This is a genomic window from Paenibacillus sp. DCT19, assembly GCF_003268635.1.
Classification (GTDB): Bacteria; Bacillota; Bacilli; order Paenibacillales; family Paenibacillaceae; genus Paenibacillus.
In genome coordinates this window covers 4,796,513-4,811,409 of record NZ_CP029639.1, presented here as the reverse complement: position 1 = coordinate 4,811,409, position 14,897 = coordinate 4,796,513, and the positions used below count along the sequence as shown (strand labels likewise).

At 44.9% G+C, this 14,897-nt stretch carries 11 protein-coding genes and 1 pseudogene; 7 read left to right on the top strand and 5 right to left on the bottom strand.

Annotated features, from left to right (window positions below; all coding sequences use genetic code 11):
• Positions 1-56 precede the first annotated feature (56 nt).
• The gene (locus tag DMB88_RS22020) at positions 57-1,670 is read right to left on the bottom strand and encodes an alkaline phosphatase (protein WP_128104555.1); all 1,614 of its coding nucleotides are present in this window, start codon (positions 1,668-1,670) and stop codon (positions 57-59) included.
• A gap of 278 nt (positions 1,671-1,948) precedes the next feature.
• Here DMB88_RS22020 and DMB88_RS30320 point away from each other — a divergent pair, with 278 nt between their 5' ends.
• From DMB88_RS30320 to DMB88_RS22010, 3 genes are all read left to right on the top strand, one after another.
• Complete coding sequence (locus DMB88_RS30320) at positions 1,949-2,635, top strand: hypothetical protein (protein WP_164848761.1); 687 nt, start codon at positions 1,949-1,951, stop codon at positions 2,633-2,635.
• Positions 2,527-3,852, top strand: coding sequence for an AraC family transcriptional regulator (locus tag DMB88_RS22015; protein ID WP_368028379.1), 1,326 nt, complete (start codon positions 2,527-2,529; stop codon positions 3,850-3,852). The genes DMB88_RS30320 and DMB88_RS22015 overlap by 109 nt, the downstream gene beginning before the upstream one ends.
• A 945-nt stretch (positions 3,853-4,797) precedes the next feature.
• Positions 4,798-7,035 carry a carboxylesterase/lipase family protein gene (locus DMB88_RS22010; protein WP_128103065.1) on the top strand — a complete coding sequence of 746 codons (2,238 nt, stop codon included), beginning with the start codon at positions 4,798-4,800 and terminating at the stop codon, positions 7,033-7,035.
• A gap of 160 nt (positions 7,036-7,195) precedes the next feature.
• On the opposite strand, the gene DMB88_RS22005 is transcribed toward DMB88_RS22010, so the two are convergent.
• Together DMB88_RS22005 and DMB88_RS22000 are read right to left on the bottom strand one after the other, a co-directional pair.
• On the bottom strand, positions 7,196-7,756 hold the full coding sequence (locus DMB88_RS22005) for a DUF1697 domain-containing protein (RefSeq protein WP_128103064.1): 561 nt from the start codon (positions 7,754-7,756) through the stop codon (positions 7,196-7,198).
• Positions 7,757-7,786: 30 nt separating this feature from the next.
• A complete protein-coding gene (locus DMB88_RS22000; RefSeq protein ID WP_128103063.1) occupies positions 7,787-8,443 on the bottom strand; it encodes a hypothetical protein in 657 nt (218 codons plus the stop codon).
• A 178-nt stretch (positions 8,444-8,621) separates the two neighbouring features.
• On the opposite strand from DMB88_RS22000, the gene DMB88_RS21995 reads away from it, so the two are divergent.
• Together DMB88_RS21995 and DMB88_RS21990 are read left to right on the top strand one after the other, a co-directional pair.
• Entirely contained in the window at positions 8,622-9,008 is a 387-nt protein-coding gene (locus tag DMB88_RS21995; RefSeq protein ID WP_128103062.1) for a hypothetical protein, read from the top strand.
• Positions 9,009-9,277: 269 nt separating this feature from the next.
• A complete protein-coding gene (locus DMB88_RS21990; protein WP_128103061.1) occupies positions 9,278-10,909 on the top strand; it encodes a DUF1593 domain-containing protein in 1,632 nt (543 codons plus the stop codon).
• 150 nt (positions 10,910-11,059) lie between these two features.
• Here the strand turns inward: DMB88_RS21990 and DMB88_RS21985 are convergent, their stop codons facing one another.
• Together DMB88_RS21985 and DMB88_RS21980 are read right to left on the bottom strand one after the other, a co-directional pair.
• The gene (locus DMB88_RS21985) at positions 11,060-11,632 is read right to left on the bottom strand and encodes a TetR/AcrR family transcriptional regulator (protein ID WP_128103060.1); all 573 of its coding nucleotides are present in this window, start codon (positions 11,630-11,632) and stop codon (positions 11,060-11,062) included.
• Positions 11,625-12,838, bottom strand: a pseudogene (locus DMB88_RS21980) (MFS transporter). The gene DMB88_RS21985 and the pseudogene DMB88_RS21980 overlap by 8 nt, the downstream one beginning before the upstream one ends.
• A gap of 216 nt (positions 12,839-13,054) precedes the next feature.
• Between DMB88_RS21980 and DMB88_RS21975 the strand changes: the two are divergent.
• Entirely contained in the window at positions 13,055-13,861 is an 807-nt protein-coding gene (locus DMB88_RS21975) for an alpha/beta fold hydrolase (RefSeq protein WP_128103059.1), read from the top strand.
• 23 nt (positions 13,862-13,884) lie between these two features.
• Positions 13,885-14,859 (top strand): sensor domain-containing diguanylate cyclase, encoded by a 975-nt coding sequence (locus DMB88_RS21970; RefSeq protein WP_128103058.1) that lies wholly within the window; start codon positions 13,885-13,887, stop codon positions 14,857-14,859.
• Positions 14,860-14,897: the final 38 nt, after the last annotated feature.

The window sequence follows — 14,897 nt, the reverse complement described above, 5'->3', positions numbered from 1 at the left end:
AGAGCCCGCACATCATTGTGCGGACTCTTTTGGCATTTTAATCCTATACTTTTATTTTATTGAATCAGATCAACAGCCATCTGTGGTACAAATGCATCAACGCCGTTATATACGATAACTCCGTCCAGCATTGTTTTCTTGCCATTTACAAGAGCAATGTTTTTGTAGATTTGCAGTTCCAGCTTGGTGCTACCTTTTGTTACAAGGATTTTAGGGTTCTTCGCATCCGTTAGGTCCAGCTTGTACGTTGCGCCTTTAGCCGCAAATGCTTGCTTCGCAGGAACAAATAGCTGTTTGCTTACGCTGTCCAGGTCAAGGTTAAGCACACGAGCCATGTACTTCGCTACATCGGTGTTGTCGATCACACCAAATGGACGGTCATTGTTTGGAGCATACGTATACAGAACGACATCTCCACCCGTGTGACCACCAGTTGTCCAGCCGATTCCCGCACGTTTACTAATCATTGGTCCAACGACATAGTTGAGACTACCTGGATCAGCTTCTTTGATCGCTTTCACTTCTTCTGAAGTCAGGTCAGAGATGCCATAGTATTGTTTCATCACCGCTTTGATGTTAGTACGCTTAGCATTAAGCTTCGCTTCGACACCTTCACCTGTCAGCTTGGCCTTTTTCAAAGGACCGATAAAGGTGGACAACGGTTCTTTGTCATACGTGCCTGTGGTTGCATTGTTACCAATGGTAAGTCCGCCGTTACCGTGGTCTGTTACTGCAACAACAACGGTTTCTTGATTGGACTTGGCAAAGTCCATAGCCGTTTTCACTGCATCATCAAAGGCAAGGACATCGCTAATGATACCGATTGGATCATTGGCATGTGCTGCCCAGTCTACTTTACTACCTTCCACCATGAGGAAGAAGCCATCTTCATCTTTGGAAAGAACATCAATTGCTTTAGAAGTCATTTCCGCAAGGCTTGGTTGTTTGGCTGGATCACGATCCATATTATAAGACATACCTGCAGGTGCAAACATACCCCACAGCTTGTTCGAGTTAGATGCTTTCATTGCTTCAGGTGTAGTTACATAATCATATCCCAGCGCTTTAATGGATGAGACGAGATTCTCGCCATCTTGACGACCAGCAGGCTCAAGATAACGGCTACCGCCACCGAGTACAACGTCCATACCATTGTAAACCTGTTGTTTGCTCAGAGCGTCGTAGTTTTTGCGATCTGGATAATGAGCAGAGAAGTCAGCTGGCGTAGCATGCATAATCTCAGACGTAGAGATGATTCCCGTTGCTTTACCCGCAAGTCGGGATGCTTCAAGAATGGAGGCTATTGGCTTCTTGGCATCACCTGGTGCAATTGCTTTCTGTCCAGGCATGGTCGCTTTATCTGGCAGGACGCCAACGTAACCCGTGTGAGATTTGTAGCCTGTTGCAAAAGCTGTTCCTGCTGGCGCCGAGTCCGCAATCGGCGCATCCGCGGAGTGAGTACGTACCAGACCACTTGCCATAGAATCCAGTGTAAGAGATGAACCCTTATACCAGCGAGCAAGAGCGGTAGCATCATTAGCCATTCCGTCTGGAATCAGGATAATCACATTTTTGATTGGGGACGCACTGGACGTGCTATCCTCCACAGCCCAAGCGGCACTACTTCCACCGAGGGTAGCGGTTACAATCGTAGTCACCGCGAGCATCATTTTTGCTGCACGAGCGTTAAAGCGAGTTAACATGAACACAGCCTCCTATAATATATGTATAGTTTGGTATCCAGAACCAAGTGTAATCAATGAATGATAAATGAGCATTACCTGTAGATTAACTAAATGTAAATTTTACGATTAGATTGGTATGGACTTACTAGACAGAGGATGTGACACTTTTGTATGTTTAGAAGAAAAAAATGGGCAGATAAATACGGGGCAGGGGTGTTTTTTTACGTATGCTCCTGTGAATTATACAAGTACGGGGTGTTGTAATGAAGGAACAATTGGCTACGGTCATTCAGGCGTGGAATAGCATTCCGATCAAAATCATGGATATTCGTAAATTCGCCTTACAGTCTGGACAGACGATTCAATCCTATGTTCTTCCTTGCAGCGTATTTCTCTTAACTCTTCAAGGAGAAGCCGTGATTTATCTTGGTCAGGATGAGTTGCACACCACAGGTGTACAGTTGTTGCATGGTGGCAAGGGAACATCACTAAGCATAGAGAATGGCAGTCAGATTATGGATGTATATATGTTTTTATACAAACCTCAGATCGGCTGGGTGTCTCTCGGTAATGATGAGGGTAAGCGGTCACAGCAGCCCTTGTTGCAGAATTATTATTTTGCACCTTCATATCCTCTAACTCTGGTCTCCATCGCCGAGCAAATATACCATGGCTGGACAGAGACGGATGACTTAAGCAGGTTACAGGTGAAGGGCTTTTCTATCAATGGGTCTATGAGCAGTTTCGTCAATGGAGCCAATCGAATGAAATGCCGGTTCAGCCCGAGCTTGCAGAACAGATTGCCCGTTACATTCAGGAGCATTATGCAGAGCCGATTTCAATGGAGACGCTGGCGAGTATGTTTCATTATAGTAGTCGTTACCTCGCCAGAGTGTTCAAGCGTAAATATGGGTGTAGTCCGATGGACTATGTCATCCAGAAACGGATGAATCGTGCCAGAATATTGTTAATGGAAACCGATGTGCAGATTAAGGATGTGGCCGATTCTGTGGGATATAAGGATCTGTATTATTTCAGTCGGATTTTCAAAAAAACGACAGGAGAGACGCCAACGCAGTTCAAGATGCATAGTTATCTCATCCAAGGTTCAAATCGTACCAATAATAGGTCGCAATCGTACATTGCTGACACTTCAAGACAACGTTATATTGTTAATAACGATAATCATTATCAATACAACACTTGGAGCGTGAATGATTTGAATGTACGTTTTAAACCTTCTTTAGCTGTAAGTTTCCTGTTTAGTCTAGCATTACTCTTGGCTGCTTGTGGTGCCAGCGAGACGCAAACACAGACTGTCAATGATGAAACTCCTCAGGAAACGACCCGCATGTATATAGATGCACTGGGAAGAGAGGTTAACATACCTATACAACCGACTAAGCCAGTTGTCATAACCTATGGGGGATATCTTTTGCCTTTGGGTATAGCGCCTACGGGTGTAGATAAACAAACGTTGGATCAATATCCTGAAGAGATGAAGGACGTTAATGATATTGGTTCAGGTACCGGGAATACAGAAGTTATCGTGGGACTTGAGCCAGATATCATCATTGTTCCCGATTACACAAGCTCAGACGTTATTGGAACCTATGAACGAATTGCGCCAACTGTAGCGGTAGCTTGGGGTGGTGACCCTGATGTCATTAATACCTTGCGGACGATGGGTGATATTATGGATCGTAAGGATCAGGCGGAGCAATGGATTTCCACTTTTGAAACCAAGCTAGACGGCATTCGGAGTAAACTCAGCATGTCTATCGCACCAGGAACCACTGCAATGTCTTTTGTGTTGTACAACGGAGAAGTGTTATTAGGCGGAGAGGGCGGTACACTCGGCAAATTAATCTATGAAGATTTTGGTTTCGATATGCCGGAGGAATACAAAGCCTTTGCCGACGGAGGTACGGTGTTATCTCTGGAGAAGCTCGCTGCTGAGCCAGCCGATTATTTTATCACGCAGATGACAGATGAAGAGATGGGTCAGATGATGGATCTGTTCAAAGAACCTGTGTACCAGAGTATTCCTGCTGTGAAGAACAAGCGCATTATTAATGTATCCCGTGACTTCTGGAACTACGGACCGTATACGGTGGACAAAGGTGTTGATGTTCTTATGGAACAGGTGTCCCATTTACAGAAATAACTTTTTATATACATGGTCATGGGTCTGAAAGATGCCGTTAAACATGTTTAATTTCAAGGTCTGTTCTTAAAGTGAATTCAACTTGAATTTGCTTCAAGAGCAGTCTTTTTTATGAGCGGAAGCCAAGAATTAATGATTGATTTAGCGTGAAAAGCTAGATGTAGAAGAGGGTCGAGCGGTGGGACTTAAATTGAGTCAAGGGCTGCTATAATTGAAGAAATCATATCGAGCGAATCGTTTAGCATAGCTGACATATCGTAGAGACATTTTTCGTACGTCTGGTAAGTTTTAAAAAAAATATGAAATGTAATAAAAAGTTATTGCGAACGCTTACATTATATGCTAACATCACCATAACAACAGGATTGTAACCAACTCCGGGCAATACCTGTTATGTTTTTGAATACGCTTACTTATATTCAACTAAACCTTTTACACGAGAACGGAGAGGACAGAAATAACGTGAAGAAGCGAAGCGTTCGCCTCAAAGCTTTCTGAAAGAAAGCTGCATCGGAAGCATAAGCTATCCCGGGATTTTCTCTTTCAAAAAGGGAATAAAAAAAATCTGGGGATAACAGCGATCGGAACGTTATTCTGTCATCGGAGTGGCAAGTGTAAACATACTTAAGTTGAATATATGTTTTATTGAATGACCTCATATTCTCAGGGTTGTTACTGAAGACAGGCAAAACCTGAATTGAGGGCAGAAGACACGCTGTAGCGACGTCTGTTTGCCTTCGATTCAGGTTTTTTTATACAGATAAACGCCTGGTTGGTATTGTCTTCGCTTGAAACGCCGTAGCAGAATCATAACCGGAAGGGGGACATTTTCGGTTCACAGACAGAGATTTAGGATGATCTTGGTTTGGAATACTATGGATATCCGTATTGATGTGCCATCGTATATTCCGTCACACACTATCTGACAGCGAGGAGATTTACGACATGAAAAAAATCAAACGATCCATCGCGGTAGCAACCGTTCTAGGCTTATGTTTATCAGCAATGCCTGCCTATGCTGCCGGAGCTTCAACTCCAGCTTCCAATGCAGCGATCGACAAGCTGATCTCATCCCAATTAATTAAGGGGAATGGTCAAGGGGTTAACGCAGCGTACCTGAACAAAAAAGCAACACGTATTCAGGCTGCTGTTCTGTACTTGCGTTTGACTGGATTGGAAAAAGAGGCTCTTGCCTATACTGGCACAGATACGTATGAAGATGCGGCATCAGCTGGGAAATTCCTACAGCCTGTGGTTGGGTATCTAAAGCAGCACCCTTATCTGGGTATTGCTGACGGTGCGAACGCGTTTAAACCCAATGCAACACTTACGTCTGAAGACTATGCAACACTGTTGTTAAAGGCGCTTGGTTATGAGGCTGGCACAGATTATAAACAAGGTGAGGCAGTAAACTTCGCGGCATCAAAAGGAATCAAAGCACTCCAAGGTGGCAAGGGGACTCTCTCGAATCGCCAAGTGGCCGAGGCAACAGCTCAGGCTTTGCAAGTGCAACTCAAGAACGGAAGTGGCACCCTTGAACAAAGCTGGCTGAAGCATAAGCAGGATCAAGGATTTACGCCACAAACGCTTCAGCAGACAAAATATGGCTCCATTGATGGTAAGAGTTATGAGCAGTACGGAACACTTGGCTGGCTGGGTGTACCTTATGCAGCACCACCTGTAGGAGAGCTGCGCTGGAAAGCGCCAGTTGAACCAAAAGCATGGACGGGAACGCGTGAGGCGAAGGAATTTGCTGCCAACAGCTTGCAACTGTCTGGGCAAAATACGGTAGGCAGTGAAGATTCACTCTATTTGAATATTTGGAGACCCGATACAACAAGTTCTAAACTTCCGGTAATGGTATTCCTGCACGGCGGCGGGAACATGACTGGATCAGGCAAGGACTTCCAAGGTGAACAACTTGCACGGAATACAAACAGCATTATTATCTCGGTAAACTATCGTTTAGGTGCGCTTGGATTCTTCAAGAATGAAGCGTTGGAGACAGGTAATGCACTGGATGATTCCGGTAACTATGGATTGCTCGATGCGCTTCGAGCATTGGAGTGGGTACAGGATAATATCGAAGGCTTCGGTGGTGACACGGATAACGTAACGCTGGCGGGTCAGTCTGCAGGAGCGCGGGATGTGCTGGCTACGCTTATCTCACCACTTGGAAAAGGGCTATTCCAGAAAGTCGTTGCATTCAGTGGTGGATTAACGACTTCAGCACCAGAAGCAGGAGAGCAAAAGTCGGAAAGTGCCCTGGAGAAATTGCTGGTAGAGGAAGGCAAAGCAACTACCCCCGAGGAAGCTAAAGCATGGATTGCGAAGCAGTCTAAGGAACAGTTAGCTACGTATCTACGTGAACTGCCTGCAGACAAGCTGGTTAAGGTGTTTGGTGGTACGGCAATTCGGATGGAGCCATTCCCACATTTGTTCCGTGATGGCACAGTCATTCCAAAAGAGGGCTTCTCTGCTCTGGAGCAAGGGAACTACACTAAGGTTCCAGTATTACTGGGTAGTCTGGATACCGAATTCGCGGCATTTGCCTTCGGTGATCCGAACTTCTCCCCATCGATTAACGATGGAACATTGTTCACAGATAAAACGAAAGCGGAACAATACGCTGCCGCTATTCAATACGGTAGTGAAGCATATGCCGGCTTTAACGCAGAGCGGGTAGCTGAGCGACTGACAAGTGTTGCAGGACAGCCTTCCGTTTATGCATATCGGTTTGCGTGGGGTACGCAGCCTGGTGTAATCTCGGAACGTTTGCAGACGCTGCTTGGTGCTCCTCACGGCGCAGATATGGACTTCTACACAGGGCATGCAGCTGGTATAGCTGCTTACTTCCCAGAAGGGTACTTTGGTGAGGCGAACAAACCAGGTCGTGACCAGCTGTCTACAGCTATGGCGGCATATCTGAAACAGTTCTTGTATACAGGGCACCCTGGGGATGGCGGATCTGCCAACCTCGAAGACTGGACACCTTGGACGAAGAATGCAGCGACACCAATCATGCGTTTAGATGCAAGCAACACAAAGGCAGAGATTGGCATGTCTTCACAGTACTATCAAGGCAAAGAAGCAGTCATGGCGAAAATGAAAAAAGAATTGCCTGAAGAGACGTACAAGCTACTGACGGAAAAAGTATTCGCAGGCCGTTTCTTCTGGGAATAAAACGATTTAAGTGTGTGCGACTGAGCTGTAAAAATGAATAGCAGAAGGGACAAGAGAGCTAATCTCTTGTCCCTTCTGCTGTCTCTAGGGATTTTTCAGACACGACCTAACTTCCTTATTTCAATATAACGTCGTTGAAGAGTTAATGGTGCTCCTGCTTTTAAGACTTTTCGCTTGCAGCAAGCATTAGGGTATAAATCTGGCGAGTCGTATTGACATTGCGAACGGTCATTTGTTTGTAGACAGCTGAACCAGCCAGCTTATTCATTCCACTTCTGGTGGCATCTTCGCGACTAACGCTGTACAGTAAGGCGCCTGAGACATAGATTAACGTGCCAATGCCAGATTTGAGGGGTAGCTTGTCCAGAATAGACACGTCATTGACCTCATCCCACAGGAACATAACATCACTCTTCGCTTGATCGTCATTTGTCCATTCCTCCGGCAGTGCAGTAATAACTGTGTACATTTCCTCGATATTTCGCACCACAACTCGGATCTGCAAGCCAAAGTCTGCGGCAATAGCTTCCTGCAGAATATGTGCCAGCTCTGTATTGGCATTATCAAGTTCAGGCTCATAAGCAAAGATAATGTTACCTGAATTAATATAGGTCAGAACCTGTTGCATGCCAGCCTGCTCAAATGTTTCCTTGAGCTGCTTCATGTTAATTTTATTGTTACCTCCAACATTAATACCCCGCAGCAACGCAACATAGATCATATCCATATCTCCATTCCTATAATGATTCAACTATTCTTGTAACGATAGATAAGCGAGTAAATGAGTGACGTACTCTTCTTCTTCGAGCACTTCGCGCAATAGAGGTATGACGTGCTCCAGGTATTCGGGTTTGGTCTCATACGTTTCCTCGTCCTTGACTTCTCCCTCGTAAACTCGCGCAGTTTCAATGAGAATAGCAAGAACGTCGAAAAATTCCGCAAATGATCTCGCAATTGGATGAGGCTCTCCACCTGCAAAGGCTGCATACACAGGCGATTGTGATGCTTGTGTATCCACAATAAGAGGATCATCATTCAAGTTAGCAATAACGACATGCTGTGGCTTCCAGTCTGGCGATTCTTGATAAGGCTCTTGCATGCCAATCCAGCGATAGCCCAACTGTTGACGATAGAGATGCTCAGGTGCAACAAAAAACAGCAGGGCAGCGTCACCGATCTCTACAGCAGCGCTTTTCATTTTAAGTGTACCCTCAGCCTTAGCATCCACCATCTCATAGTTGGAGTAGAAGTAGATCAGCTCCGGCGAGAGCGGAATTCGCTCATCGATAACAGGTGCTTGCGGGTTGGCGAGGGGACGTATATCATGGTCTTTGAATAGTCCATAGGCTTCATTGTATACATTCTGTTGCTCGATAAAACGGATTAACGCTGTATTTAGTTCCTTCATAGTCTTCTAATCCTCCTAATCAGACAATGGACGGTACTTACTTGTACTTGTGCTCGACGTGTTTCCTCCATACATTGTTGTACTGTAGCTAAGATTTAGTTTACATGAAAATAGTGGAAGGTGGCATTTATTTTCGAATCTGTATTTACTCCATATTGTAAAGGTAGTAGAGGTGATTATGATGAAAAAGAAACTGCGATACATAGTTGTTGGTGGTCAGACGTATAAGTACATCATTACAGCTAGAGTAGTCAATAAAACAGCTAAGTTAGAACTTAAGGTTTTCAATGACGGTTCAAAAACACATGCGCTATATGTTCAATTCCATACTTGGGATGATCATATCGTAGGATATGTATTAAATAGTGGCGTCTTGTTGTTCAATCATCGCACCGGCGTGAAGGAAAACTACAATCTGAACCATCCGGCGAGGATTAGGCAATGGATTGAAATTGCTGTACAGCAGGGCTGGGATGGAACCACTAACTACGATATTGAAGATGGACTTAAAGAGCTGGAGCAACTGGGGTTCGAGGTAGAATGGCTTAGACCGACGGTAGGATAGCGTAGAAAAGATAGGACGAATCTAGGTCTATATGACCTATTATGTATTGAATGCGTTTACAAGTAAGCGTAGTCATGATATACTTTCAGACAGTTAAAGGATTGTTACTGCTTTCGCAGGCAAAACCTAAATATCGATATGTGTAGGCATTGCCCTACCCATGTTGATGTTTGGGTTTTTTTTTGCTTTATATGGCTCATATTAAGCACAGAGATCGAACAGGATAATCCGAACACACATCACCACGAGAACGAGAAGGGGGAGTAACGATGAATAAGAAAACAGGGTTTAGCATGTTGGCTGCACTCTTGGCTTGCATGCTCATTATGAGTGGTTGTACTTCTACAACGCCACAAGCATCGGATAATCAAGGGAGTCAGGCGACAGAGCAGGAAGATACCCAACCTGAGCAGACAGCAGATAACGAGAAACAGAAGGCAAGAACGGTGATCACGACAGATGGAGAAGTGGATGATATGAACTCTGTCATTCGTTATCTCTATTATGCCAATGAGATGGATCTAGCCGGAATCGTGCTTACAAGCTCAGTTTATCACTATGCTGGTGATAAGGAGGCAGGCATCGAACCGTTCCGCTGGACTGGAACTCAGTGGCTGTATGATATGCTGGATGCTTACGAGGAAATATATCCTAACTTAAGCACACATGCAGATGGTTATCCTAAGCCTGAGGAGATTCGAGCCATGACCAAAATTGGCAATATCTCTGATAAAGGTGAGATGGAGAAGGAAACAGAAGGTTCGGAATTCTTGAAAACACTGTTTCTCGATGACGACTCAAGGGATTTAGTTGTACAGACCTGGGGAGGAACGAACACAACCGCTCGGGCACTGAAATCCATTGAAGAACAATATAAGGATACTGCTGATTGGGCTAATATTCAGAAAAAGGTGAGTGACAAGTTGCTGCTCTATATCATCCTTGACCAGGATGACAGCTACAACGAATATATTGCGAAGAACTGGCCGGATATTCGTATTTTGAACGATCAGTCGAACTTCTGGCATTTTGCCTATGCATGGAAGCTGCATGCCGAAGAAGTAAACAGTAAGCTGCACGGGGATTGGATGAGCAAGAACCTTCTGAACGGACATGGCAAGCTGATGGATATGTACGCTACGATGGGTGACGGCAAAATGATTGAAGGCGAATTAGCAGAGGAACAACGCGGCAGCGCGGATTACCTCAAGAACAATCCGCAATATGATAAGTATGATTTTATCTCGGAAGGGGATTCTCCATCTTTCTTCTATTTAATTGATAACGGTCTTCGCAGTATGGAAGATCCATCGTATGGTGGCTGGGGTGGACGCTTTGGCGTCGTTAACGATAAGCTCTACCGCAATAATGTATTGGACTACGATCCGTACTCCAAACGGTATGAAGCCGAATATTCTCTCATGAGATGGTTTGATGACATTCAGAATGATTTTGCAGCCCGTGCAGACTGGGGTGTAACAGATCGATATGAGGATGCCAACCACAACCCAACGCTCACCATTAAGGAAGGATTGGATCTGACCGCAGCTCCAGGCGAACAATTAACACTACACGCGGAAGGACAAGATCCGGATGGCGATCAGCTGACATATACATGGTGGAGATATTTCGAAGCTGACACCTATCAGGAATCCAAGGAGCAGGAAGGCAAGGCAACACCTGAGATGGCTGGAGATCTGCAGCTTGGATTACAGCGCCCATTGGCCAAGGATGAGAAGCTCGATGAGCTTGAACTGCAAGGGAAAGATACAGATACGGTAACGTTCACGGTGCCTGAGGATGCCAAATCTGGTGACACTCTTCACATCATCGCAGAGGTACAAGATGACGGTGAGCATAACTTGAAGCATTACCAACGTGTCATTGTAACAGTGCAATAAAGTCCTTCGAATGGATTGAAGCTTATTCGTGCAGATGAATTCGTCCAGACGAAGAAGTAAGCCCTGATCTTGATGATCAGGGCTTTTTTTATCAGATATCTTTTTAAATGTGACTAAGAAAATTCAACTGTACTAATGAACACGAACTAGCTACTTGTGCTGAATGCCCGACCAAAATACATTCCAAGCGATGGCTAGTGCCTGCTCGAACGACTGACGTGTCTCATAGACGAGCTGAACATCAAGTCCATCCATCAGAGTAACGAAGGCAACCGTCGCTTCTTCTGGACTTAGACGAATATCTGTGGCCTGCACGGTGGCAAAGGTAGCCGACAATTCTTCCTTCAGCGTACCAAGGTAGGTTCGATACTGAGCCAATACAAAATCGTGAACCTCCAGTGGCGTTATAAAGGAGAGAATGTACATAAAAGCTACATTGGGATGGGTCAAAAAGCGGTTTTTGTGCTCTAACAGGAAAGAATGCAGCTGTTGCTCTAACGGAATTGTGCTTGATTCGCTAAAAAATTGACGCACAAATTGCTGCTCCTCCTGCACGACCTCTTCATAGATCTCCAGCAGCAATGCTTTCTTCGTTGCATAATGATAGGCAAGGGACTGTTTACGAATGCCAGCCTCCTCTGCAACCTGAGCCATTTTGGTTCCTTCATACCCATAACGGTTAAAGTGCTGAATCGCAATTTCTTTGATACGTTGTTTACTCAATGTGTACCTCCAATGGACGGTTCTTGATGTTCTTTTGTTTAGAGCTGTAGATCAGATACAGCAAAATATACACCACAAAAATACCTATGGATATAGCATACACCATTGTATAAGAAAATGCAGAGGCAACGACCCCTAATACAAGTGAACCCCCGCCAATGCCGAGGTCGAAGAAATTAAAGAATGAGGCCATCGCATTTTCATGCTCATGTTCTTCCACTAGATTAACGCACCAAGTCTGAATTGCCGGGAATATCGCCCCAAAGCCAAAGCCATATAATGCAGCCGCGATGAGGAATTGAACATCGTTTTGGGCGACGATCAGAACCAAAAGTCCAGCGATAGCAAATCCCGCCGCAGGCAGCAACACAGAACCGGGGCCGAGCTGGTCAAACATTTTACCGGAGAACAGCCGAACAACAAAGCTCGCGATCGCCACGATAAAGAAAAACCATGCGATATTGGTAAAGCCCCTCTCATTAGCAAACAGGGCGACAAACGACATAATTGCGCCAGCAGCAATACCAACCAGCATAATGAGAAGGGAAGGGAAAAGAACCTTTTTCTCAATCAATTTCACGGTAGCTGCAGGTGCAGTCTGTGCTTCAGTTTCAGATACCTGTTTAGGTTTGCGCGATACAAATACAGCCATGAGTAGTGCAAGCAATAAGATACACATGCCACCCATGAACAGGCTTTGATAGCTGGATTGCAGCAGTAGCGTCGTTCCGATCAGAGGACCAATAGATACCGCTACTGTCTCGCCGACGCCAAAGTAGCCCATCCCCTCACCGCGACGTGTTTTGGGGATATTTTCGGTTGCAATCGTTGCGAAATAAGTTGTCGCTAAGCCAAAACCGAAGCCGTGGATCACTCGAAATACAAGAATCATACCTATACCTGACGAGAGGTAGTATGATCCTGTCATTAGTGCACAGATGGCGATACCGATAATTAACCAATACTTCTTATCCATCCATGTGGCAAGCACAGCGGTAAAGGGGCGAACTAGAATTGCAGAGAACATGAAAATTCCTGTCACGAGTCCAATCTGTGATGCTTCTCCCCAAGGGTTGAAACGAATAGGGGCAAGGTGGGGAGAAGCATTTCAAAGGCCATAAATAACAATGCATTGGCTAGCATAATGAAAATAAACGATCTTCCCCATAATTTTTGTGAGGCTGTTCCTGCTGTTAAAGTACTCATGATCTTCCTCCGTATGATGTTCTTTGCGATGAAGCATGTTGGAATGATTTTATCTGACGATGGTCAGTTTGTAAAGAGTGAGTTATCACGTGTTTTCTATTATTTGAATACTTTATGCATGAAAAATTAATATTTTTTAGCCATATTCCAACATTTTCCGATATAATAATGGAATAAAATCAAGGTGTAGACTACTACCTCAGAGAGGTGATTTTGATGAAAGTTGACGTCCTCGAACGCAACAATGTGAAGGTACTTGGTACGGGAAGCCAAACGATTGTATTTGCACATGGCTTTGGATGTGATCAGGATATGTGGCGTTACATCGTGCCTAGTTTTGTAGACAACTACCGTGTGGTATTGTTCGATTATGTAGGCTCAGGACAATCTCAAATTAACTATTATGATGCTGGGAAATATAATAATCTTCATGGCTATGCGCAGGATGTATTGGAGATTATGGAAACGCTGGATATACGAGACAGTATTTTTGTAGGACATTCCGTTAGCAGCATGATAGGGATGCTTGCATCCATCCATGAAACCAAGTATTTTGAACGATTGGTCATGCTGGGGCCATCCCCACGTTATGTGAACGACCTTCCGAATTATTATGGTGGATTTGATAAACGGGACATTGATGAGTTGCTTGAAATGATGCAGTTGAATTTTATCGGTTGGGCTAGTTATCTCGCACCAATTGTGATGCAGAACCCGGATCGGGCAGAGCTATCAGAAGAACTGGAAAAAAGCTTCTGCTCCAGAGATCCGCATATTGCACGACAATTTGCTGAAGTGACGTTTTTCTCGGATTGTCGAGTCGATCTGGAGCAAGCTTCGGTTCCTTCTCTAATTCTGCAATGTTCGGATGATAGTATAGCTCCAGTTGAGGTTGGGGACTATCTGCACGCTCATCTGAAAAACAGCCGATTACAACAGATGACGGCGAAGGGGCACTATCCTCATCTAAGCCAGCCTGAGGAAACGAGTCGTCTGATTAAAGACTACTTGGCAAGCGTTTAATTTGAACGAAAGGCAGTTGTTACATGGATATCCAACTAGACCAGGCTCCTTGCGGATACTTCTCTATCTCGGATTCAGGTATTGTGCGATCAGTAAACCAGACATTGCTGAATATGCTCAAGGTAGAGCATAGCCAATTGCTGGGGAGTCATATTGAATCGACTATGTCGGTAACGAACAAATTGTTTTTCCATACGTATTTCTATCCTTATATCCAGCTATATGGGCATGTGGATGAAATGTATTTTTCTTTTCGCACCAGTGACCAACAGGATGTCCCGGTTCTTCTGAACGGTGTACGGCAGACGCGCGATGGAGAGAGTGTGGTGGACTGTGTTGTCGTTGTCATGCGTAAACGGATTGAGCATGAGAAGGATATTTTGCAGACCAAAACTAAACTGCAGGAGCTATACCAGGCGACACAAGAGGCCAACAAAGAGCTTGAACGTTTACATGAGGAATACGAGGTAAAGCAACAAGCACTGCTCAAAGTAAACGACCAATTAGAAGCGATGGCATCCACAGATCCATTAACGGGTCTCAAAAATCGGAGGTTCTTCCAGAATAGCTTGCTGGCAAGCCTGATTCTGTTTGAGCAGCAGCAACGCGATTTCTCCCTGCTGGTCGTCGATATTGATCATTTCAAAAGCATTAACGATACCTATGGGCATCCAATCGGTGACCTGGTACTCGGAAATCTGGCTGGGTTGCTGCAATCCATGTCACGCAGTAGCGATGTGGTCGCAAGATATGGCGGGGAAGAATTCGTAATCATTCTAGCAGAATGCGATCATGACCAAGCAATGGAGGCAGCAGAGCGATATCGTTCTGAAGTTGCTTCATCCGATTGGGGGCAATATAACATTACCGTAAGTATCGGTGCTGCTACGGCGGTACAAGGGGATACAGATACTTCTGTATTCCAGCGGGCAGATCAGGCACTCTATGCTTCCAAAACAGCAGGTCGAAACCGTGTAACCCATGCAGATCATCTATAAAAGGTTGTTGAAAATAAGAGCCTGTGAATTATTCGCGG